This window comes from Corallococcus exercitus, from assembly GCF_042231735.1.
In the GTDB taxonomy this organism is placed as follows: domain Bacteria; phylum Myxococcota; class Myxococcia; order Myxococcales; family Myxococcaceae; genus Corallococcus; species Corallococcus exercitus_B.
Window position 1 is genome coordinate 5,560,427 of record NZ_CP102577.1, and the last position, 22,277, is coordinate 5,582,703.

Consider the following 22,277-nt stretch of genomic DNA (forward strand, 5'->3'; position numbering starts at 1 on the left):
GACTGTCGGACAAGTTTCCACGGCTCGGGCGGAACGGGAGCCCCCAGGTCGCGGGGGGCCAAGCCTGTCCGGTTGTCGGACAGGTTTCCATTGCTCGGAGAGAGCGGCGGCCCCCAGGCGCGGTCGCCCAAACCTGTCCGACTGTCGGACAGGTTTGCGCGGTGCGCCGCTGCCGGGGCGTCCCTGCTGGGTTCTCACCCTCTCAGCCATCAGGACTGACTTCGTGTCCGAGGCTCAGCGGGCCTCCGGGTCGCGGCGCAGCACGAAGAAGTAGGGCTGCGCCATCCCCCGGGCGTCCATCGCGCCCAGCACCGTGTCCGCGTCCACCTTCCGGAACACGTCGAGGATGGGCCGGTCGTCGTAGACCATCGTCGCGCTGAGCCGTCCCCGGTACTCCGTCATGCGCAGCCGCGCCTTGAACTGCCCGGTCTCCACCGCGGCCCGATGCGGGCCCACGGGACCGCGAAGGTCCGGCGACGGCCACTTGCGCGGATCCACCGGGAACACCGCCTTGCGGTCCTCCGTGTGGAACAGCAGCGGGTGCACGCTCTCCGCGTCGACGAACTGCTTGCCGTACCAGCCCGTCGCGTCGAGCAGTCCGTCCATCGGGTGGCCCGTCTGGAGCTCGTGCCCCCGCCACGTGCCGCGCAGGAACCCCAGCTCCACCGTGGGCAGGCTGTCGAACAGCGCGAGCGCCTTCTCCACGGGGATGCGCCCGGCCTTCACCGCCTCGTCGAACGTCATGTCGTCCCGCCTCCCGGCATCCGCAGCACCGGCTTGATGGCCGTGCGCGTCTCCATGTCGTGAACCGCGTCGTTGATGGCCTCGAAGTCGTAGGGGCGGCGCAGCTTCTCCAGCGGGAAGCGTCCCTGCGCGTGCAGCGCGACCAGCTTCGGGATGAAGGCCTTCGGGTCGGCGTTGCCTTCGAGGATGCCCACCAGCCTCCGCCCCATGAGCAGCGCGGTCATGGAGAGCGCCACCTCCGCGTCCCGGCCCGGCAGCCCGAGCAACCCGCAGGTGCCCAGCGGGCGTGTCACCTCGAACGCCTGCCGCAACACCTGGGGTGACCCGACACACTCCAGCGCGAAGTCCACCCCGCCCCGGGTGCGCTTCAGGAGCGTCTTCGTCAGCCCGGGCTCATCCGCCAGGAACGTGTCCGTGGCGCCCAGCTCGCGCGCCAGCTCCAGCCGCTCCGCGCTGAGGTCCACCGCGATGACGGTCGCCGCGCCCGCGACCCGCGCCGCCATGATGGCCGCGAGCCCCACGGCGCCCGCCCCGAAGACGGCGAGCTGCTGTCCCGCCTGGAGCCGGAACGCCTCCAGCACCGCCCCCGCCCCCGTCTGGAACCCGCACCCCAGCGGCGCCACCAGGTCGAGAGGCGCCGAGCCGTCCACCTTCACCGCGTTGTGCTGATGCGCCAGCACGTGCGTGGCGAACGACGACTGATGGAAGAAGCTGGAGCGGACCGGAGCGCCGCGCCACCGCATGGGGAACGAGCCGTCCGGCCGCGAGCCGGAGAAGTTCCCCGCGTACCCATGCTCGCAATACGCGGGGTGTCCGCCCGCGCACGTGGAGCAGGCGCGGCAGGAGAAGTAGCTGAGCACCACCGCGTCGCCGGGCACGAAGCCCGTCACGCCCTCCCCCACCGCCTCCACCACGCCCGCGCCCTCGTGCCCCAGCACCGCGGGCAGCGGGAAGCGGCCCGCGCCCGCCCGGTACGCAAGGTCGGTGTGGCAGATGCCGCTCGCCGCCACCCGCACCCGCAGCTCGCCCGCCCGAGGCGCGTCGAGCTCGACCTCGTCGATGACGAAGGGACCACTCACCGCCTGCAGCAGCGCGGCACGCACCGGAAGACCCATGGCGTCCATCTTATTGGCATTCCGCCAATAAAGTCACATGGACCGGGCGTCCGGGGTTGTGCCGGCTTGAACACGGAGGGACCGGTGGTCCCGGGTCAGGCGCCGTCGCGGGGCCGGTCCGCTTCCAGCCTGCGTCCGTGCAGGCCGCTGGCGGCGCCGGTGTCCAGCCACAGCTCCACGTCCCGGTGGAGCTGGAGGAACGACGCGGGCCACCGGGGCGTGAGCGGCCCGTGCACCATCGCCGTCACCGCCGCGGCCTTGTTCACGCCGAAGGCCAGCACCACCACCTTGCGCGCCTGGAGCACCGCCGCCATGCCCAGCGTCAGCGCCGCCATGGGCACCTTGGACGGATCATCCCCGAAGGCCATCACGTGCGACAGGCGCGTCTCCCGCGACAGCCGCGCGCGGTGGCTCGTCGCCGTCAGCACCTCGCCGGGTTCGTTGAACGCGATGTGCCCGTTGGGTCCCACGCCCAGCAGCAGCAGGTCCAGCCCCCCGGCCGCCGCGAGCGCCGCGTCATAGCGCGCGCATTCCGCCTCCGCGTCCGGCGCGCACCCGTCGAGGAAGTGGATCCGCTCCGTTGACAGATTCACATGCCGGAACAGGTGCCGGTCCATGTACGCGCGGAAGCTGCCCGCGTCCTCCGGCGGCAGCCCCAGGAACTCGTCCACGTTGAACGTCGTGGCCCGCGACAGGTCCAGCGCCCCCCGGGCCGCCAGCTCCACCAGGTTCCGGTACACGTTGAGCGGTGAGCGCCCCGTGACGAGCCCCAGCACCAGCTCCGGCGTGTGCCGCACCGCCTCGGCGATGCGCGCCGCGCAGGTGCTGGCCGCCTCCTGCTCCGTCTGGAACACCCGTAGGTCCATGGACCGGCCAGCATACGCCGGCCTCCCCGCCCCGGTCGCTGGCCCCCCAGCCGCATCGTGCGTGGCGCCGCGCGGCAAGGGCTCACGCTTCCGGGAATTACATGTGAACCCGGGCGGCGATTAACAGGCCAGGTCCCCCGCACGCCCGGGGACCGGGGAGGGCGCTCCGTGCAATCCGTCCTCACGCGCGGAGGCCGGGTCGCGCTAGAACCTGTCACATGAAAGTCGCCGTGCTCACCGGCGGGGGTGATTGCCCCGGCCTCAATGCGGTCATCCGAGCCATCGTCCGCCGTGCCAGCGAGCACGGCTTCGAGATGATGGGCCTGCGGGATGGATGGAAGGGCCTGCTGGACGACAACCACTTCCGCCTCACGCGGGAGACCACCTCCGGCATCCTCCACCGGGGTGGCACCATCCTGGGGACCTCGCGCGTCAACCCGTTCAAGGTGGAGAACGGCCTGGAGCGCGTGAAGCGCGCCATCGAACGCAATGGCATCCACGCGGTCATCGCCATCGGCGGTGAAGGCACCCTGTCCGCCGCCACGCGCATGTCCCAGGAAGGCCTGCGCATCGTCGGCGTGCCGAAGACCATCGACAACGACCTCAACGGCACCGACTTCACGTTCGGCTTCGACACCGCGGTCCACATCGCGACGGAGGCCGTGGACCGGCTGCACTCCACCGCCGAGTCGCACAAGCGCGTCATCGTCTGCGAGGTGATGGGCCGGCACGTCGGCTGGATTGCCACCTACGCGGGCATCGCGGGCGGCGCGGACGTCATCCTCGTCCCGGAGATTCCCGCGGACCTGGAGGCCGTCGCCCAGCACCTGGTGCGCCGCAACGCGGGCGGACGCACCTTCTCCATCGTCGTGGTGGCGGAGGGCACGCGCATCAAGCTGTCCGCGGACCAGAACGAACAGCTGGTCACCACGGGCGCGCTGGACGAAGCGGGCCGGCCGCGCCTGGGCGGCGTGGGCAACATCGTCGCCGCGGAGATTGAGCGGCGCACCGGCTTCGAGACGCGCGTCTCCGTGCTGGGCCACATCCAGCGCGGCGGCGCTCCCACGGCACACGACCGCGTGCTCGCCACCCGGTTCGGCGTGCATGCGTGCGACATGGTCGCTCGCGGCGAGTTCGGCAAGATGGCCGCCCTGCGCGGCAACGAAATCGTCAGCGAGCACCTGGCGGAGGCCACCCGCGAGCTCAAGCGCGTCCCCGAGGAGTTCTTCAAGGTCGCGCAGGTTTTCTTCGGCTGACATTGACGTGATGCGCCATGCCTGCTCCCACTGGGAGTGGCAGGCATGGCGCCGCGCATCCGGTAGCATCCGGCCCTCCCCCCTCTCCCGAAGGGATGGTGTCGATGCTCACCGGTCGCATGATGGACTTCCCGCTCACCCTGACGCACTTCCTGGAGCGGGCGCGCTCCTATTACGCCGCGCAGGAAATCGTCAGCCGCAAGCCGGACAAGTCCCTGCACCGCTACACGTACGCGGACTTCCACCGGCGTGTCTGCCAATTGGCGAACGCGCTCACGCGGCTGGGGGTGAAGCCCGGGGACCGCGTGGCGTCCCTGAGCTGGAACCACCACCAGCACCTGGAAGTGTATTTCGGCGTGCCGGCGATGGGCGCGGTGATGCACACGCTCAACCTGCGGCTGCACCCCAACGACCTGGGCTACATCGCGCGCCACGCCGAGGACACGGTCGTGGTGGTGGACCGCTCGCTCCTGCCGCTGGTGGAGAAGTTCGAGAAGGCCGCCGGCAACATCAAGCACGTCATCGTCATCCCGGACGACGGCCCGGTGCCGGAAGGGCGGCTGGACTACGAGAAGCTGCTCGCGGCGGAGTCGCCCACGTTCGAGTTCCCCCGCCTGGATGAGAACAGCGCGGCGATGCTCTGCTACACGTCCGGCACGACGGGCAACCCGAAGGGCGTGCTCTTCAGCCACCGCTCCATCGTGCTGCACACGCTGGTGTGCTGCCTGCCGGAGGTGCTGGGGCTGAAGGAGTCCGACACGGTGCTGGCGGTGGTGCCCATGTTCCACGCGGCGGCGTGGGGCCTGCCGTTCGACGCGCTGCTCACGGGGGCGAAGCAGGTGCTGCCCGGGCCGCACCTGGACCCGCAGTCGCTCTTGGAGCTGATGCAGAACGAGAAGGTCACGGTGGCGGGCGGCGTGCCCACCATCTGGCTGGGCATCCTGGCGCAGCTGGACCGCGAGCCGGGCAAGTGGGACCTGAGCGCCATGCGGCACATGGTGATTGGCGGCTCCGCGGCGCCGCCGGCGCTGATTGATGGGTTCCGCAAGCGCCACGGGCAGAACGTGCTGCACGCGTGGGGCATGACGGAGATGAACCCGGTGGGCACGCTCGCGCGGCTCAAGGGGGACCTGCGCACGGCGTCCCCGGAGACGCAGCTGGAGGCGTACGCGTCGCAGGGCTACTCGGTGCCGTTCGTGGAGACGCGCCACGTGAGCGACACGGGGGAGATTCTTCCCTGGGACGGCAAGGCCATGGGCGAGTTGGAGGTGCGCGGGCCCATGGTGGCGGCGTCGTACTACGGCGACGAGGGCAAGGACCGGTTCACGCAGGACGGGTGGTTCAAGACGGGCGACGTGGTGACCATCGACCCGGCGGGCTACCTGCACATCACCGACCGCAGCAAGGACGTCATCAAGTCCGGCGGCGAGTGGATCAGCTCCGTGGCGCTGGAGAACGCGCTGATGGCGCATCCCTCCGTGCTGGAGGCGGCGGTGTTCGCGGGGCGGCATCCCAAGTGGGACGAGCGGCCGCTGGCGGCGGTGGTGTTCAAGCCGGGGCAGCAGGCGACGAAGGCGGAGCTGACGGCGCACCTGGAGAAGCAGTTCGCGAAGTGGTGGCTGCCGGATGACTTCCTCTTCGTGCCGCAGATTCCGCGCACGTCGACGGGGAAGTTCCTGAAGATGAAGCTGCGGGAGGACTACGGGGACCACCTGATGAAGGCGTCCGTGGCGTCCTGAAGTGGTTGGAAGGACCGCCGGGCACCCGACACTGGGAGTCCCGGCGGCTCGCACCGGGGCGGGGCCGAGGGTAGTGTGAGGGTGTGATGCCTTCCGTCCAACAGCTCCGCCCGTTCGCGTACGCGCCCGTGCAGGCGTTCCTGCAAGCCTCCGGGCCGGTGGTGCTCATCCAGCAGCCGCCGGAGCCGGTGTTCCAGCAGGTGGCGTTGCGGCTGGCGGAGGCGCGCACGGTGGGCATGGCGCACCGCTCGCGCCTGGTGGACCGGCTGCTGGTGATGCTCCAGGCGTTCGACTCGCTGGAGGTCCACTTCCTGGGGCCGGAGCGGGACGGGCAGGAGCTGCGGGTGGGGCGGACGGAGGGGTGCGCGCTGATGGTGCATGACCCGTCCGTGTCCAAGCAGCACGCGGTGCTGCGCTGGCACGCGGCGCAGGGGACGTGCTCGGTGCAGGACCTGAAGTCCATGAACGGCACCTGGCTGAACGCCGCGGAGCTGGGCGAGGGCGAGGTGCGGATGCTCACGGATGGGGACGCGCTGGCCTTCGGCGATGCGCAGTTCCTGTACCTGCGAGCGGAGACGCTGCACTCCCACCTGCGGCTCGCGAGCCCGGGCGGGGGGATGTGATCAGTCGGCGGCGGGAAGCTCGCGGTAGTGCACGTCGCTGGGCCCCAGGCGCTGCACTGTTTCGACGAAGCGCTCGCTGACGACGCGGGGGTTGGCCCCGTCGATACCGAAGACGTCGAGCCCCTCCGGAATGGAGGAGCGCAGCAGCCAGCGTTTCGGAGGCAGGGAGTACGACTCGGGTTTGCCGCAGAGGTCACACGCGGGCGTCTTCCATTCTCCGATGCAGTCGGGATGCAGCCGGGCCAGGGGACGGGCTTCCAATTCATGGAGCGCGGGCATCGTGCTCCGGCGGGACCGGAGTTCCATCCGGACCGCGATGATGCCCCGCAGCCCTTCGGTCTTGAGCAGATCCACCGCATCCTCGCGGAGGAGCACCCGCCATGCGGGCCAGCAGGTGATCGGACCGAACCTGCCTCTTGCCGTTCCGACCATGGGCCCGAACGAGCCCCCTGCTCTGACGGGAAGCTCGGGAGGAACAAAGGGGCGAATGAGCGTCACCAGCCGGTTGTATTCCGCGACGGACATGGGCCCCTTGGAATCAGCCAGCACCGGCTCGTCTACAGCGGAGAGGTCTACGGATGGGAAGGCATCCATCCATGCCCAGGGACCAAACCTGGGACAGTTAACGCCGGACAGGTGCCATCGGTACTCGGCCCGGTACTCACCGCTCCATTGCGGCTCCACACCGTCAGGCGGGCCACGAACCTCGAAATAGCGCATGGCTCAATCCTCGAAGGGCACGGGCATCAGGTCGACCTGCTGCCAATACGTCATCGGAAGACCGAAGAGTTCATATTTTCGAATCATCCATGCGGCGTGCTCGAAATGATCCGGAATGTCAGCCTCGGCCCCTTGAAGTTCGATGAAGGTATTCCAATCTCGATTCCAGGGTCCGCCCAACGCGCCACGATGGATGCGTGCATGAACTTCCGCATCGATCATCAAGACGTACTTGTGGATCTCAATACCCTTGTCCTCGAAGTGCTTCTTGAACGCCTGCGGGAAGATGTGGTGCCGCTCCTTCGGCCGCTTCGCCCACTCCTGTAGCGCCTTCTCGCGACGAAGCTCGCTGGGCAGCTTCTCCCGCCGGTGCCAGCGGAACACCATGACCGGCACCGCGTCGCGTGGCAGCCCCTGCGCGCTCCCCCACGTCCGCTGCGGCCCACTGCCGGGCGCCACGAACACCGGCGCCACTGGCGCGGCGGCTCGCGTCCGCACGATGCGGTTCGGTGACAGGTCCTCGCACCGGAACAGCGCGCAGACGTCGTCCTCGCAGACCTGAGTGAGGCACTGGTCCTCGTCGCGGTCCTCGCACTCCCTCGACGCCTGTATGGGCCCGGGTGCGGATGCACACCCCAGCAGCATCACCAGCCACAGCCACCCGACGCGGACACCGGCCCCGGAGATTCTTCTCATTTCCCTGTTATTCCATGTTCAGTCCCAGGGAGCCCGGGAGGCGAGCAGCCCGGTCACGGAGGACAGCGCGGTGTCAGGGGGTCCGTTATCCTCCGGGCTCCTCACGACACCGAGAGCGCGCACACCATGGGAAGGCTGCTGGTCCTGCTGTTCGTCTACCTGGGCGCGTACCTCGTGCTGCGCAGGCTCCTGCCCGCTGTCACCCGGGGCTGGCGCCATGCCGTGCTGCTGGGGCTCATGGTCTTCGCGTTCGCGGCTTGGACCGTGCCCGCGGTCACCGGCTACGGCCTGCACCACACGCCTCCGCTGCTCGTGCCGGTGAAGCTGTTCGCCGTCGTGTGGAGCATCGCCGCGCTGCTGGTGATGCTCATGGGCCTGCCGTTCCTCATCCTCAAGCTGCGCGCGGAACGCCGGAAGCAGGCCGCGCCCCCGGGCGTGGACCTGGAGCGCCGCAACCTCCTGGTGAAGGCCGGTCAGGCCATGCCCGTCTTCGCCATGGGCGCCAGCGCCGTGGGCGTCGTGGGCGGCAGCCTGGGCTTCACCGTGCGCGAGGTGGAGGTGAAGCTGCGCGGCCTCCCCGCCGCGCTCGACGGCTTCCGCATCGGGCAGATCACCGACGTCCACGTGGGCCCCTTCATCTCCGCCGAGTACCTGCGCGGTGCCGTGGAGGTGATGAACACCGCCGGCGTGGACCTCCAGGTGATGACCGGGGACCTCATCGACGACGTGAATCAAATCGACGAGACGATGGCCGCCCTCGCCTCCAACACGGCCCGCCACGGCATGCTCGCCGTGCTCGGCAACCACGAGCACTGGCGCGGGCTCGACGAAGTCCTGGGCGGCTACGCGCAGCTGGCCCAGCGCGGCGCTCCGGTCCGGCTGCTCGTGGACGAAGCCCATGTGCTGGAGCACGGCGGGCAGCGCGTGCGCGTGGTGGGCGTGGACTTCCCCATGTCCGGCCGCAGCCGCACCGTGCGCGACCAGCGCTGGCAGCACTCCGCGGACACGGCGTTCACGGAGGGCCACCCGGACGACGTGGTCCTCTGCCTCTCCCATCACCCGGACTTCTTCCCCTACGCCGCCGAGCGCGGCGCGCGCCTCACGCTCGCGGGCCACACCCACGGCGGACAGGTGGCCTTCCTGGGGGTCCCGCTGTTCGGCTTCGCCTTCAAGCACATGCTGGGCCGCTATCGCTTCCGCGACAGCCACCTCTATGTCTCCGGCGGCACGGGGCACTGGCTCCCCTTCCGCCTCGGCGTCCCGCCCGAGGTGACGCTCCTCACGCTGCGCAGCGCCTGAGTCCTCCGTGGGTGAACCGGGGCCTACGTAAGTCCCGGTGTAACCGGATGCGGACGCATTTCGTACAGGGGGGCAAGGAGAGTCCCTCATGCTCACGAAGCTTCTGTCCCGCCCCCTGCCGCCGCCCCCCGCGCCCAAGCCGGTCCTCACCTCCAGTCCCGCCAGGCCGCCGGCCCCCACCCTCCAGAACACGGCGGTGCGCGCGTTCCAGGGGACCAGCGGCTTCGAGCCGGCCCGGCTCGCGAAGCCCTTCTTCCCCCCGCTTCCGCCCCTGCCGCCCCAGCCGCCCGGCGACCTCGGGAAGCTCATCAATCCCCGCCATGCCGCGGTGGAAGAGGCCCTGGCGAAGGGCGGCACGGTGCCCTTCACCAACACGGACGGGAAGACGGAGCAGGTCTCCATCACGCCCGTGCCGGTGCCCTTCGGCAACCACGACATCTATGCCGTCCGCGTCGGTGACGACACCTTCACCGTGTCCATCGAGCGGGGCGGCGACGTGGACGCGGCGGACGTCCTCACGCAGGTCATTGATTCCTACAGCGAGACGCCGGAGGACCTGCGCGGCTCGCTCGAGCGCGTCGTCATCAAGAAGGACCCGGATCCGGATGATGCCGCCGCGCGCGCGGGTGACGGCACCATCACCTTCTATGACGGCGAGGCCAACGTGACGGCCGACATCTTCCACCACGAGATCGGCCACCTCATCGGCCGGCAGGTGGAGGACGCGAACGACACCTGGGTGTCCGGCCACTTCGAGAGGCTCTGGGGCGAGCCGCCCCCCATCCCGGACGGCTGGGCGGAGGCCGCGGCCGCGGACGGCAACCACCTCAACGACTACACGGAGGACAGCTTCAACGACTCCGGCGTCTACACGGAGGACTTCGCGGAGGCCTGGTCCGAGTACATGCGCGCGCTCGATGGCGGCCCCGAGGCCCTGGCCGAGTTCGAGCGGATGTATCCCGAGCGCTCCGAGATCCTCGAGGACATCTACCCGCCGCCGGCCTGAGCCATGGGCCCCGCGTCCAGCAATCGCAGCGGCGTGTCCCGCCCCATGGCGATGAAGGGCGCCCAGTAGTGCGGATGGGGCTGCGCGCGCCGCAGCTCCCGCATCGCCTCACGCAGCGCCGTGGCCAGGCCCTCGCCCCCGAGCAGGTGGCGGTAGTAGGTCTCCATCAACGTGCGCGTCGTCGCGTCGTCCACCTTCCAGAGGCTCATCACCACCGTCTCCGCGCCCGCGACGAGGAAGGCCCGGCGCAGGCCGTAGACGCCCTGGCCCCGCCGGACCGCGCCCCGGCCGGTGTCACAGGCGGACAGCACCACCAGCTGCGTGCCCCACAAATCCAACCCCGCCAGCTCCAGCGCCGTCACCAGCGCGCTGTCGGAAGAAGCGGCACCGGGAGCGCTCGTCTTCGCCGTCTCGCCCGCGAGCAGCAGGCCGGAGCGCAGCAGCGGATCCGGCGGGCGCGAGGCCCGCGGATCCTCGCCCAGCGCGCCGAAGGTCGCGACGGCCCGTGAGGTGTTCTCCGGCGCGGTGGCATCCTCCAGGAAGAAGCCGTGGGTGGCCAGGTGGAGGATGCCGGGCGTGCGCAGGTGCAGCAGCCGCTCCTTCGTCGCCTTCGCCCCCAGGAACAGCTGCGCCTGCGGGAACAGGCGCTGGATGGCCTCCGCCTCCTCGCGCGAGCCCGGCAGCGGGACGGGAGCCCAGTCCCGCGCCACCAGGTCCTCGCGCGATGACGGAGAGCGCTCGGCCACCACGGAGGCGCCACCCGTGAGAGCCCGGGGCCCCGTGTTGAACGCCGGATCCGCCAGCACCACCACGGAGGACGCGGGCCGGGGCTGCTCGGGACGCGGCAGCAGGTCCTTGCCGGAGGTGACGTAGGTGAAGTCGTAGCTGTCCACCAGGTACTGCTGGCCGTCGTGCAGCGCCGCGAAGGGCACCAGGGCCAGCTCGCCATCCGGGGAGAGGAAGAGGCGGCGGGCCTTGCCCAAGAGCGGAAGCAGCGGCTGGAAGGCGAGCTGGTAGAGCGCGTGGGAGGACTCCTCGAAGGCGGCGTCCCGGCGCGCCAGCGCGTCCCGCAGGCGGGAGGCCGCCGCTTCGATGGGGCCGGCGGGGCCCAGGTCGAGCGCGCGGATGCTCGCGTCGGGCATCAGCACCAGGGCCAGACAGCGCAGCTGGGACGTGCCCGTTCCCTGCACGAGGGGACGGTCCTCGTAGGTGATGAACTCCACGAGGGCGCCGTCCTTCGGCAGGGTCTCGGCGACGCGGTCGACGATGTCCTCGGGAGACGGCAGCGCGGCCAGCGCGCGCAGCGGCGCGGAACGGCTGGCGAGCGTCGCCTCCAGCGTGTCGCCCTGGACGGTCAGCGCCGTGAGCTGCCGCTGGTAGGCGGACGGCGTGAGCGCGCCAAGTCCGTGGAGCGAGAGACGGGCCAGCTGGGTGCGCAGCTTGCGCAGCCGCTCGAAGGTGCCGCGCTCCTCCGGGCCCAGGCTCCGGTAGACGGCGCGGGAGATGTCGGCGGTCTCCTCGACGGAGCGGCCCTTGAGCAGCAGCGCCGCGCTCAGCGCCAGGCGCCGGACGTCGGCGGAGTCCGGGTGCGCTCGCACGAGCGCGTAGAGCTGCTCCTCGTCCGCGCGCAGGTGCTGGAGGAAGCTGGCCAGCCGCGCCTCGGAGAACTCCAGGGCCTCGCGGCGCAGGCGCTGCTCGGAGACGGCGAAGGCGCGCGTGAACAGCGGCACGGCGTCCTCCAGGCGGTGCTGCGCCAGGCGCAGGAGGGCCAGGTTGTTGAGCGAGGCCGCGAGGTCCGGGTGGTTCTTGCCCAGCACGGTCTCACGGATGGCCAGCGCGCGCGCGTAGAGCGGCTCCGCCTGGCTGAACATCCCCTGGTCCCGGTAGAGATTGGCCAGGTTGTTGAGCGAGCCGGCGACGTCCGGGTGGTTCTTGCCGAGCACCTCCTCCCAGATGGCCAGCGCCCGCGCGTAGAGCGGCTCCGCCTGGGTGAGCTTCCCCTGCTTCCGGTAGAGCGTGGCCAGGTTGTTGAGCGACGCGGCGACGTGCGGGTGGTTCCTGCCCAGCGCCGCCTCCCAGAGGCCGAGCGCGCGCGCATAGAGCGGCTCCGCCCGGCCATGCTTCCCCTGCGCCTGATAGAGCGTGGCCAGGTTGTTGAGCGCGGCGGCCAGGTCCGAAGCGCTGCTGTCGGAAGCCGCCTCCCGGATGGCGAGCGCGCGCGCGTAGAGCGGCTCGGCCCGGTCATACAGCCCCTGGTCCTGATAGAGATTGGCCAGGTTGTTGAGCGAGTCCGCCACCAGGGGATGCTTCTTGCCCAGCGCCGACTCCCGGATGGCGAGCGCGCGCAGGCCCAGCGGCTCCGCGCGGCTGTAGAGGCCCTGGTCCTGGTAGAGCGTGGCCAGCGTGTCGAGCGAGTCCGCGACCAGGGGAGCCGTCTTGCCCAGCGCAGACTCGCGCAGGGAGAGCGCCCGCACGTACAGCGGCTCCGCCCGGTGGTAGAGGCCCTGCTCCCGGTAGAGCAGCGCCAGGTTGTTGAGCGAGTCCGCGACGGTGAGGTGCTGCTTGCCGAGCACCGTCTCGCGCAGGTCCAGCGCGCGCGAGTAGAGCGGCTCCGCCCGGCTGTACTGGCCCTGCTGCTGGTAGAGGTTGGCCAGGTTGTTGAGGGACTCGGCGTAGGCGGACTGGTTCTCGCTGAGGGTCGCTTCCTGGCTGGCCAGGGCGCCCATGCGCTTGCGCTTGTCCATGCTGAACAGGTTGTTCGTCCGCCGGGACATGGCGTGCCCATGGTCGTAGAAGCCCCCGGCCTGGCGGTCGGTCTCCATCATCGGAGAGGCGGCGAAGCCGAGCAGCCTGGCCGCGGTGACGGCCTTCGCGGCGTCGTCGTTCACCACCGCTTCGCGGATGGCCAGCGCGCGCTCGTGGAGGGTGCCCGCCTGGGCGAAGTCCCCCTGCAGCCGGTACAGCTCCCCCAGCAGGTTCAGGGCGTAGGCGACGTCCGGATGCGAGTTCCCGAGCGCGGTCTCCCGCAGCGCCAGGGCCCGCGCCCCGGGCGCCATGGCCTCGGCATACCGGCCCTCCTCGTAGAGCGTCGCGGCCTGGTCATAGGCCTGGAGCGCGTCCGTCAGCCGCGCATCCAGGGGCTCCCGCCCCGCCGGCATGAGCGAGGCACACCCCAGTGCCATCACCACCATGCACCCGAGAACCCACCGCATGCCGACTCCTCCTGGAGACCGGGGGTGACCCACCCGGGCCTCCCCTTCCCGACTTAGAGGCAGGGACCCGGAGAATCATGCAGGAACGTGTGCGCGAAGCACTTCCTACTGGCCATACCCGCGGAATTGCTGGAACACGCGCTCCATCTCGGCGTCGTCCAGCAGGACGGGCTCGCCCACCTGGAGCGCCCGCCAGTACATGGCCGCCAGCGTCTCCACCTCCACCGCCAGCTTCCAGGCGCCAGCCAGGTCCGCGCCCACCGCCACCAGCCCGTGGTTGGCCAGCAGGCACGCCTTTCTGCCCTCCAGGGCCACCATCATGTTGCGCGCCAGCTCCGGGGTGCCGAACGTCGCGTACTCCGCGCACCGCACGTCCGTGCCGCCCGCCGCGGACACCATGTAGTGGAACGCGGGGATGCCCCGGCGCAGGCACGCCAGCGTGGTGCTGAACATGCTGTGCGAGTGCAGCACCGCGCCCACCTCCGGCCGGGCCTGGAGGAGGTCGCGGTGCAGCTGCCACTCGGTGGACGGCCTGCGGGGGCCCTCGTGCGAGCCGTCGAAGCGCATGAGGACCAGGTCCTCCGGCGTCATCGCCTCGTAGTTCATCCCGGACGGCGTGAGGAGGAAGCCGCCCTCCACCCGCTGGCTCAGGTTGCCGGACGTGCCCTGGTTCAGCCCGGAGGTGTTCATCCGCCGCGCGGTGGCCACCATCGCCTCGCGCAGCGCCGCGTGGCCCCCCGCTCCGCTCACTTCGCCGCGCTCCGCTGGACGCGCCGCTCCGGGAAGAGCGACAGCATTCCTTCTTCCGTCGCCGGACACACGCCGCGCTCCGTGACGAGCGCCGTCACCAGCCGCGCGGGCGTCACGTCGAACGCGTAGTTCGCGGCGGGGCTGCCCGGAGGCGTGATCCGCACCGTGGCGATGTCCCCCGACGGCAGCCGGCCCGTCACGTCGCTGAGCTCCGTGCCTTCGCGCTGCTCGATGGGGATCTCCTTCACGCCGTCGTGGAGGGTCCAGTCGATGGTGGGCGACGGCAGCGCCACGTAGAACGGCACGCCGTTGTCCTTCGCGGCCAGCGCCTTGAGGTACGTGCCAATCTTGTTCGCCACGTCCCCGCGCGCCGTCGTGCGGTCCGTGCCGACGATGCACAGGTCCACCTCCCCGTGCTGCATCAGGTGGCCGCCCACGTTGTCCGCGATGACCGTGTGCGGAACGCCGTGCTGGCCCAGCTCCCACGCCGTCAGCACCGCGCCCTGGTTGCGCGGGCGCGTCTCATCCACCCAGACGTGCAGGGGCAGGCCCGCGTCGTGCGCCAGGTACATGGGCGCCAGCGCCGTGCCCCAGTCCACCGTCGCCAGCCAGCCGGCGTTGCAGTGCGTGAGCACGTTCAGCCGGCCCTTGCGGCCCTTCTTGTCCCACGCCTCCTGGAACAGCTTGAGCGCGTGCTCGCCGATGGCGCGGTTGATGGCCACGTCCTCGTCGCACAGCGCCGCCGCCTGCCGGTACGCCGCGGCGACGCGCTCGGAAGGCTTCAGCGGCGCGAGCACCTGGCGCATCCCGTCCAGCGCCCAGTGCAGGTTCACCGCCGTGGGCCGCGTGGCGCGCAGCATGGTCAGCGCCTTCTCCAGCGCGCCGTCGGACGCGTCCTGCCGCATGGCCAGACACACGCCATACGCGGCCGTGGCGCCGATGAGCGGCGCGCCGCGCACGAGCATGCTGCGGATGGCGTGGCCGGCCTCATCCGCCGTGGACAGCGTCACCTTCACGAACGCGTGCGGCAGGCGCGTCTGGTCGATGACGCCGACGCTCCAGCCGTCGGACTCGACCCAGATGGAGCGCATCGGAACGCCTTGGACTTTCATCGCCGTGTCTTCCTTGTTCCCGCGTTCAGCGCTTGAGGACGCGGCCCGCCACCGCGGAGAGCTTCTCCACCATGGCCGGGTCACGCGCGTCGGGCGACGTCATGATGGCGTGCTCCAGCGCCGTCTGGCAGCCGGCGTGGCACGGGGCCGTGTGCTGGCTCACGAGCGGCGCGATGTTCTTCACCAGCCCGCGCGCCTTGCCCGCGTTGCCCAGCAGCACCGCGACCACCTGGTCCACCGTCACCGCGTCGTGGTCCGGATGCCAGCAGTCGTAGTCCGTGACCATCGACACGCTCGCGTAGCAGATCTCCGCTTCCCGGGCGAGCTTGGCCTCCGGCATGTTGGTCATGCCAATCACGTCGCAGCCCCACTGCCGGTACAGCTTGCTCTCCGCGAGCGTGGAGAACTGCGGGCCCTCCATCACCAAGTACGTGCCGCCGCGGACCACCTTGATGTCCAGGCCCTCGCACGCGGACATCACCGCGTCGCCCAGGCGCGAGCACACGGGCTTCGCCATGGACACGTGCGCCACCAGGCCCTGGGAGAAGAAGCTCTTCACGCGCGCGAACGTGCGGTCCACGAACTGATCCACCACCACGAAGGTGCCGGGCGGCAGGTCTTCCCGCAGGCTGCCCACCGCGGAGACGGAGAGGATGTCCGTGACGCCACTGCGCTTGAGCGCGTCGATGTTCGCGCGGAAGTTCAGCTCCGACGGGGGAAGCTTGTGCCCACGCCCGTGGCGCGGCAGGAACACCACCGGCTGGTCGCCGATGCGGCCGAAGCAGAACTCGTCCGACGTCTCACCGAAGGGCGACGACACCCGGCGCCACGAGACGTCCGTCAGGCCGTCAATCTGGTACAGGCCGCTGCCGCCGATGATGCCCAGCACGGGCTTGTTGGAACTCGACATGGATGGGGAGACTCCGCTCCGGGATGAAGAATCAGTTCAGGACACGCGCGCGAACGGATCGAGCGACGTGAAGTCGTGGAACACCGGGTGCCCGTGGCCCGGCGGCAGGGCCACCTCGCCCCGGTCCAGGGCCGCGGTGCGCAGGCCCGCCTGCTTCGCCGCGTCCAGTTCCGCCGTGTTGTCGGAGAGGAACAGGATGTCCCCGGGCGCAAGCTCCAGCGCCTGGGCAATCTTCGTGTACGACGCGGCCTCCACCTTGGGGCCGGTGGTGGTGTCGAAGTAGCCGGAGAACACCGGCGTCAGGTCCCCCTCCACGCTGTAGCCGAAGATCAGCTTCTGCGCGGCGATGCTGCCGGAGGAATAGACATACAGACGCAGGCCCTTCGCGTGCCACTCGCGCAGCGCCCGGGCCGCGTCCGTGTGGACGTGGCCCTTGAGCTCCCCGCGCGCGTAGCCGTCCGCCCAGATGAGCCCCTGGAGCGTCTTGAGCGGCGTGGCCTTGCGGTCCTCGTCCAGCCAGCGCTGGAGCAGCGCGACGGTGCCCACGTCGCCCAACGCCGGCTCACCCGCGAGCGTGCGGGCGTCGGACAGGCACTGGCGCACGGCGGCCTCCTGCCCGTGCGTCGCGACGTACTCCGCCAGGTGCTTGCGGGCGAAGGGGAAGAGGACGTCCTTCACGAAGGCGATGGAGCTGGTGGTGCCCTCGATGTCCGTGACGATGGCCTTGGGGGCACTCACGGCGCGTACTTCGGGAAGCGCTCGGCGATGGTCTCGCCGGTGAAGTGGCCCACCCAGCCGTCCGGGCGGATGAAGAAGCGGATGGCGGCGAAGCGGGGCGCGGCGCCCATGTCGAACCAGTGCTTCATGCCCTCCGGCACGCTGATGAGGTCACCGCGCGTGCACTCCACCTGGAAGACCTTGTCGCCGGCGTGCAGGTAGAAGCAGCCGCTGCCCTCCACCATGATGCGCGACTCGTCCTCCGTGTGGGCGTGCTCGGAGAGGAACTTCGCGCGGGCGGCCTCCACGTTGGGGGCGTCCGGCTTGATGCGCGCCACGTCCACGGTGTTGTAGCCGTGGGCCTTCATCTCCGCGTCCACGATGTGCTTGTAGGCCGCGAGGACCTCTTCCTGGCCCGCGCCGTCCGGCAGGTCCACCGAGGCGTTCACGCGCTCGAAGCGCACGCCCGCGGGCTTCAGCTCGCGACGGATGTCCTCGGGCTCGGTGAAGACGCCCAGCGGCGCCTCCGGCTGGTGGTCGTTGTAGACAATCAGCTTGCTCATCGCCGCACCTTCATCTTCTCGAGTTCGTACGTCAGCAGGTGTTCCAGCGCCACCACGTGGCGGCGCGCCTCGGCCATGCTCCGGCCCCAGGTGTACAGCCCGTGGCCGGCAATGAGATACGCGACCAGGTCCGTGCGCTTCGCCAGCATCGCGGTCACCTTGTCCGCGAGCCGGGGGATGTCCTGGTCGTTGGGGAAGATGGGGATGGACACCGCCGCCTCGTGCGTGCGCGTGTCGCCCAGGGCCTTGAGCAACTCGAAGTCCTGGAGCACCAGCTCGCCTTCCGGCAGCCGCAGGTTCGACAGGAGCGCGGCCACCACGGAGTGCGTGTGCAGCACGGCCTGCGCCTCCGGCCGGTCTCTGTAGAGCTGCAGGTGCAGGGGCGTCTCCGCGGACGAGCCCCTGGGCGGCGGCGCGTGGATGTCCGCGACCAGGATGTCCGCATCCACCAGCTCGCCCTTGTCCACGCCGGAGCGCGTGACGGCGGCGGTGCGGGCATCCAGCCTGCGGGAGAAGTTGCCGCTGGTGGCGGGCACGAAGTTGCGCACGCTGAGGAAGCGGCCCACTTCGACGATTTCACGGGCCGCTTCGGACAGGGTCGCGGCAGGGGCCGGGTCGATGCTCATCCATCCCTCGGGGGCGCTTGAGGACGCGATGAAACATCGCGTTGATGACACCGAGCATAATCCGGGGGTCGCCGGTAGGCGCAAGGGAACGCGACGCAGGACGTCATGCGTCCTGCCGGGCCGCTCAGGTTCCGTCGAGCGCGAACGTGGCCAGCCGCGCGAACTCCTCCTGGCCGTCCCGCTCCAGCACGTCGTTGTGGTGGGCGCCCGGAACGGTCACCACCCGGGCCTTCGGGAAGCGCTGGCCCAGCGTGCGGCCCATGTCCACGGGGACCACTTCGTCCTCTTCGCCGTGGATGATGAGGACGGGGATGGGGATGTGCGGGGCCTTGTCGAACGACAGGTAGCGGTCGCGCATCAGCAGCGAGGCGGGCAGGAAGGGCAGCATGCGCTGGCCCATGGCGACCATGGACGTGTACGGGGACACCAGCACCATGCGTGCGCCGTACCCGCGCCGCGCCATCTCCACCGCGACGCCGGTGCCCAGGCTGCGCCCGCTGAGCACGAGGTCCTCCGGCTTCACGCCCTGCTCGCGCAGGAACTGGAGCGCGGCCTCCGCGGACGCGTACAGGCCCGCCTCCGTCGGGCTGCCCGGCGACGCGCCGTAGCCCGGGTACTCCACCGCGAGGAAGCCCAGCCCCGCGTCCCCCAGCGCCTGGCCAAAGCCCCGCTGCCCCAGGAGCTGCTCGCCGTTGCCGTGGAAGTGCACCACCGTGGGCGCTCCCGGCGGCGCGGGCAGGTAGAAGCGGTCCACGTTGAGACCGCTGGCCAGCGGCACCACGCCGAAGCCGGGCTGGTCGCGCAGCATCCCCGGCTCAGCGTGGGGCGCGGGGTAGATGAGCGAGCGCTGCGCGGCGAAGGCGACCGCGCACAGCGCGAAGTACAGCATGCCGGTGACGAGGACGAAGGCCATGAGGAGGCGGCGGAGGCGTTGCACGCTGGCACTCCATCACACCGCGCGCTCCCGGGGCGACAAACCGCGACGCGGTACTCAGTGCAGCATCGCGCCGAAGAGCGACAGGCCCAGGTTCACCGCCGAAGCAATCACCAGGCCCGCGCCCACCACGCCCGCCGCCATGAGGCCCATGGGGTTGCGGTCCGCGAGGCGCAGCCCCTTGTGCAGGGTCCGCTTCAGCATGGTGCGCTGGCAGTGCACGTGGATGCGGCCCTCCAGCGCGGCCTGCAGCTGCGTCACCATGTCGTCCACCGACTCGAAGCGCTCCTGGGGGTCCTTGCTCATCCCCTTCTTCACGAACCACATCAGCTCCGCGGGCACCGGGCCCTGCGCGCTGTTGGCATGCATGGACCCCATCTCCAGCGTGCGCGTCTGCACCGCCTTCATGATGTCCGGCACCGCCTGGAGGCCGTCCAGGTAGTGCGTCAGCGACAAGAGCTCGTGGAAGAGCACCGACAGGCTGTAGACGTCGCTGCGCGCGTCCATCGTGTCGTGCTCGCCGCGCGCCTGCTCCGGGGACATGTAGAGCGGCGTGCCCACCACGGAGCCCAGCTCCGTCTGGAGCGGCCGGGCCGAGTGGAGGTCCGTCGGCGCGCCCTCCGCGATGGCCCGGGCGGCGGACGCACCCACGCGGCGCGCGAGGCCCCAGTCCAGCACCGTCACCTCGCCGAAGGGGCCCACCATGATGTTCGCGGGCTTCAGGTCGCGGTGGATGAAGCCCTTGCCGTGCGCGTACGCCACCGCGTGCAGCACGCCCAGGAAGATCTGCACCCGCACCTGGAACGGATAGCGCACCAGCGCGTCCAGCTCCGACTTGCGCAGCCGGGCGATGATGGACTCCAGCGTCTCGCCCTTCAGGTGCTTCATCAGGAAGTAGTACCGGCCCTGCTCATCCACGCCCACGTCGTGCACGGGCGCGATGTTCGGGTGGTCCAGCATGCCCACCGTGCGGATCTCCTCCACGAAGCGCAGCACGCGGTCCAGGTCCGCGCCCGGGGGCAGCCGCTTGAGCGCGACCTCCCGCTCGATGTCGTGGTCGCGGATCAGCACCACCTCGCCCATGCCGCCCTGCCCCAGCGGGCGCACTTCTTCAAAGCGCTCGCGCTGCAGCGGAATCACGCTGGGCTGCTGCCCCTTCCACTCCACGCGCGGCAGCACCGTGTTGCGGCGCTGGCTCGTGGAGGCACCGGGCACGAGCGTGGGCGCCAGCTGCGCCCCGGAGGACGGAGTGATGAGCGTGTTTTCCAGGCCGACCGAGAGCGTTTGACTCATGGGCGCCAGGAATAGCAGGCACTCCGTGCGCGCGCACACCTACGCGCAGTCGTGACCCAACCGCGCGAAACCACTGGGCTGGCGAGCAGCCAGGCATCACCCCGCCGGGGTGAAGGGCACGTCCAGCACCGGCAATTTCGTAGCGCCGGGCAGGTCGTAATGCCACCACTCCATCTTGTTGCGCTGGAAGCCGGCGCCCTCCATGGCCTTGCGCAGCACCTCCCGGTGTTCGCGCGAGGCGGGCGTGCCGCCGCGGTAGCCGTGGTGCGCCGCGGGGGTGAAGTCGTCGAAGGCGGTGGGCATCTCCACCTCCGCCCCGTCCGTCGTCACCAGGGTCAGGTCCACCGCCCCACCCCGGTTGTGGTTGGAGCCCTTGCGCGGGTCCGCCACGTAGCCGGGCTTCGGCAGAATCTTCCACATCTCGTACTGCACCGCGCGCGGCCGGTAGCAGTCGTACACCTTCAGCCGGTAGCCCTGGGGGCGCAGCGCGTCCGCGGCCTGCTTCAGGCGCTTCGCCGAGTCCGGCAACAACAGACACCGCGCGCCGTCCGGGTACACCTGCCGCTTGAGGAAGTTGTCCTTCGTCGCGTAGCGCAGGTCCAGCACCAGGTCCGGGATGACGGTGGTCGCGTCCACCAGCTCCGCCCCGGGCTTGGGCGTGGCGGCCTTCGGTGCGCTTCCGAGCAGCGCCAGGGTCAGCGTGAGGCCCGTCGCGGAGAGCATCAGCGCACCTCGTCCGTGTACACCGTGGGGTCCGGCACGCCGGCTTCCTGGAAGCCCTTCGCGCGCAGCAGGCAACTGTCGCAGCGGCCACACGCGCGGCCCTGTGCGTCCGGGTCGTAGCAGGAGTGCGTCATCCCGTAGTCCACGCCCAGCTTCACGCCTGCCTGGATGATCTGCGCCTTGGTGAGGCCGGACAGCGGCGCGTGCACCTTGAAGGTCGCGCCCTCCACGCCCGCCTTGGTGGCCAGCTGGGCCATGGCCTCGAAGGAGCGGATGAACTCCGGGCGGCAGTCGGGGTAGCCGCTGTAGTCCACCGCGTTGACGCCGATGTAGAGGTCCGTGGCGCCCACCACTTCGGCCAGGCCCAGCGCCAGCGAGAGGAACAGCGCGTTGCGCGCGGGCACGTAGGTGACGGGGACGTCGTGGGACATGTCGTCCTCCGAGCGGTCCTTGGGCACCGGGATGTCGTCCGTGAGGGCCGAGCCGCCCACCTGCCGCAGGTCCACCGTCACCACGCGCACGTCGCGCACGCCCATGGTGGCGGCGACCTTCTTGGCGCGCTCCAGCTCCACCGCGTGGCGCTGTCCGTAGGCGATGGAGAGGCACACCGGCTCGAAGCCGTCCGCCTTCGCCATCGCCAGGCACGTCGTCGAGTCCAGGCCGCCGGACAGCAGCACCACCGCACGCTTCGCCATTCCATCCTCCACTTCGGGGCGGCGCACACTACACGACGGGGACAGGCCCGGGGTGCTTCAGTCGATGCGGTCGCCGCTCACCGTGTACACGGTGGTGCAGGTGGACGGGTTGCATTTGCAGGCCGTCCCCTTGCCCGGCAGGAAGACGTCCGTGAGCGAGCCGCACGCGAGCGACACGTCGTAGCCGTTCTCCGTGGGGGCCGGGATGTCGCCCTCGGGGACGCTGCCGTCCAGGCGCTTGCAGTCGCGCGCCACGTTGCGCGCCTGGCTGTCGCTCAGGAGCATGACGTTGAGCGCTTCTTCAATCTCGGAGTCCTCGCAGCCGGTGCCGCACGAGTCGCGGCGCGCGGTGGCGCGGTGGGTGGAGGACACGCTCTGGCCGGTGTAGCCCGCGTCGCGCGAGAAGCCCTGCACGGTGAAGAAGCCCGTGCCCGCGTCGGTGTCGCGGGAGAAGGTGCCCTCGAAGGTGAAGGTGCCCGCGTCGTCCAGCTGCGCGAAGTCCCGCGAGCCCGCGTCGCACGTGGTGCGCGCCGCGTCCAGCTTCGCCTGGAAGCGGAACGTCCCCATCACCTGGTTGCCCGGGTACACGGGGTCGGAGAAACAGCCCACCGCCACGGCCAGGGCCGCCGCGGGGAAGAGCGCCAGTGCCAGTCGCTTCAGGTGCATGAGGCGCTCCAG

Annotated in this window: 22 protein-coding genes; 5 read left to right on the forward strand and 17 right to left on the reverse strand. The window is 70.5% G+C overall.

Annotated features, from left to right (window positions below):
* Positions 1-234: 234 nt before the first annotated feature.
* From NR792_RS21780 to NR792_RS21790, 3 genes are all read right to left on the reverse strand, one after another.
* Entirely contained in the window at positions 235-744 is a 510-nt protein-coding gene (locus NR792_RS21780) for a DUF4334 domain-containing protein (RefSeq protein WP_375754595.1), read from the reverse strand.
* Positions 741-1,859, reverse strand: a complete 1,119-nt coding sequence (locus NR792_RS21785; RefSeq protein WP_375754596.1) for an NAD(P)-dependent alcohol dehydrogenase — start codon at positions 1,857-1,859, stop codon at positions 741-743. Before NR792_RS21785 ends, NR792_RS21780 begins: the two co-directional genes overlap by 4 nt.
* Before the next feature lie 95 nt (positions 1,860-1,954).
* Positions 1,955-2,725, reverse strand: coding sequence for a glucosamine-6-phosphate deaminase (locus NR792_RS21790; RefSeq protein WP_375754597.1), 771 nt, complete (start codon positions 2,723-2,725; stop codon positions 1,955-1,957).
* A 218-nt stretch (positions 2,726-2,943) separates the two neighbouring features.
* Here NR792_RS21790 and NR792_RS21795 point away from each other — a divergent pair, with 218 nt between their 5' ends.
* From NR792_RS21795 to NR792_RS21805, 3 genes are all read left to right on the forward strand, one after another.
* Complete coding sequence (locus tag NR792_RS21795; RefSeq protein ID WP_375754598.1) at positions 2,944-3,981, forward strand: 6-phosphofructokinase; 1,038 nt, start codon at positions 2,944-2,946, stop codon at positions 3,979-3,981.
* A gap of 104 nt (positions 3,982-4,085) precedes the next feature.
* Complete coding sequence (locus NR792_RS21800) at positions 4,086-5,720, forward strand: long-chain fatty acid--CoA ligase (protein WP_375754599.1); 1,635 nt, start codon at positions 4,086-4,088, stop codon at positions 5,718-5,720.
* Between the two features lie 86 nt (positions 5,721-5,806).
* Positions 5,807-6,343: an FHA domain-containing protein gene (locus tag NR792_RS21805; RefSeq protein ID WP_375754600.1), complete on the forward strand. Its 537-nt coding sequence runs from the start codon at positions 5,807-5,809 to the stop codon at positions 6,341-6,343.
* On the opposite strand, the gene NR792_RS21810 is transcribed toward NR792_RS21805, so the two are convergent.
* Positions 6,344-7,063, reverse strand: coding sequence for a double-CXXCG motif protein (locus NR792_RS21810; RefSeq protein ID WP_375754601.1), 720 nt, complete (start codon positions 7,061-7,063; stop codon positions 6,344-6,346).
* Between the two features lie 3 nt (positions 7,064-7,066).
* Complete coding sequence (locus NR792_RS21815) at positions 7,067-7,759, reverse strand: TIGR02269 family lipoprotein (RefSeq protein ID WP_375754602.1); 693 nt, start codon at positions 7,757-7,759, stop codon at positions 7,067-7,069.
* Between the two features lie 126 nt (positions 7,760-7,885).
* Here NR792_RS21815 and NR792_RS21820 point away from each other — a divergent pair, with 126 nt between their 5' ends.
* Both NR792_RS21820 and NR792_RS21825 read left to right on the forward strand, forming a co-directional pair.
* A complete protein-coding gene (locus NR792_RS21820; protein ID WP_375754603.1) occupies positions 7,886-9,058 on the forward strand; it encodes a metallophosphoesterase in 1,173 nt (390 codons plus the stop codon).
* Between the two features lie 88 nt (positions 9,059-9,146).
* On the forward strand, positions 9,147-10,064 hold the full coding sequence (locus NR792_RS21825; RefSeq protein ID WP_375754604.1) for a hypothetical protein: 918 nt from the start codon (positions 9,147-9,149) through the stop codon (positions 10,062-10,064).
* Here the strand turns inward: NR792_RS21825 and NR792_RS21830 are convergent.
* The 12 genes from NR792_RS21830 to NR792_RS21885 all read right to left on the reverse strand — a co-directional run bounded on the left by NR792_RS21830 (position 10,046) and on the right by NR792_RS21885 (position 22,265).
* Positions 10,046-13,276, reverse strand: a complete 3,231-nt coding sequence (locus NR792_RS21830; protein ID WP_375754605.1) for a tetratricopeptide repeat protein — start codon at positions 13,274-13,276, stop codon at positions 10,046-10,048. The two genes, NR792_RS21825 and NR792_RS21830, sit on opposite strands and share 19 nt — an antisense overlap.
* 105 nt (positions 13,277-13,381) lie before the next feature.
* Complete coding sequence (locus NR792_RS21835; protein ID WP_375754606.1) at positions 13,382-14,026, reverse strand: class II aldolase/adducin family protein; 645 nt, start codon at positions 14,024-14,026, stop codon at positions 13,382-13,384.
* Positions 14,023-15,138, reverse strand: coding sequence for an S-methyl-5-thioribose-1-phosphate isomerase (gene mtnA / locus NR792_RS21840; RefSeq protein ID WP_375754607.1), 1,116 nt, complete (start codon positions 15,136-15,138; stop codon positions 14,023-14,025). The genes NR792_RS21835 and mtnA overlap by 4 nt, the downstream gene beginning before the upstream one ends.
* Positions 15,139-15,163: 25 nt before the next feature.
* Positions 15,164-16,048 (reverse strand): S-methyl-5'-thioadenosine phosphorylase, encoded by an 885-nt coding sequence (locus NR792_RS21845; RefSeq protein WP_375754608.1) that lies wholly within the window; start codon positions 16,046-16,048, stop codon positions 15,164-15,166.
* Between the two features lie 36 nt (positions 16,049-16,084).
* Entirely contained in the window at positions 16,085-16,786 is a 702-nt protein-coding gene (gene mtnC / locus NR792_RS21850) for an acireductone synthase (RefSeq protein ID WP_375754609.1), read from the reverse strand.
* The gene (locus tag NR792_RS21855) at positions 16,783-17,328 is read right to left on the reverse strand and encodes an acireductone dioxygenase (RefSeq protein ID WP_375754610.1); all 546 of its coding nucleotides are present in this window, start codon (positions 17,326-17,328) and stop codon (positions 16,783-16,785) included. Before NR792_RS21855 ends, mtnC begins: the two co-directional genes overlap by 4 nt.
* Positions 17,325-17,954: a methylthioribulose 1-phosphate dehydratase gene (locus NR792_RS21860; protein ID WP_375754611.1), complete on the reverse strand. Its 630-nt coding sequence runs from the start codon at positions 17,952-17,954 to the stop codon at positions 17,325-17,327. Before NR792_RS21860 ends, NR792_RS21855 begins: the two co-directional genes overlap by 4 nt.
* Positions 17,955-18,078: 124 nt before the next feature.
* Positions 18,079-18,891 (reverse strand): alpha/beta hydrolase, encoded by an 813-nt coding sequence (locus tag NR792_RS21865; protein ID WP_375754612.1) that lies wholly within the window; start codon positions 18,889-18,891, stop codon positions 18,079-18,081.
* A 54-nt stretch (positions 18,892-18,945) separates the two neighbouring features.
* Positions 18,946-20,181 (reverse strand): serine/threonine-protein kinase, encoded by a 1,236-nt coding sequence (locus NR792_RS21870; RefSeq protein ID WP_375754613.1) that lies wholly within the window; start codon positions 20,179-20,181, stop codon positions 18,946-18,948.
* Between the two features lie 96 nt (positions 20,182-20,277).
* Positions 20,278-20,904: a D-alanyl-D-alanine dipeptidase gene (gene ddpX / locus NR792_RS21875; protein WP_375754614.1), complete on the reverse strand. Its 627-nt coding sequence runs from the start codon at positions 20,902-20,904 to the stop codon at positions 20,278-20,280.
* Positions 20,904-21,599 carry a 7-cyano-7-deazaguanine synthase QueC gene (gene queC / locus NR792_RS21880; protein WP_375754615.1) on the reverse strand — a complete coding sequence of 232 codons (696 nt, stop codon included), beginning with the start codon at positions 21,597-21,599 and terminating at the stop codon, positions 20,904-20,906. Before queC ends, ddpX begins: the two co-directional genes overlap by 1 nt.
* A gap of 57 nt (positions 21,600-21,656) precedes the next feature.
* The gene (locus NR792_RS21885; RefSeq protein WP_375754616.1) at positions 21,657-22,265 is read right to left on the reverse strand and encodes a hypothetical protein; all 609 of its coding nucleotides are present in this window, start codon (positions 22,263-22,265) and stop codon (positions 21,657-21,659) included.
* Positions 22,266-22,277 lie beyond the last annotated feature (12 nt).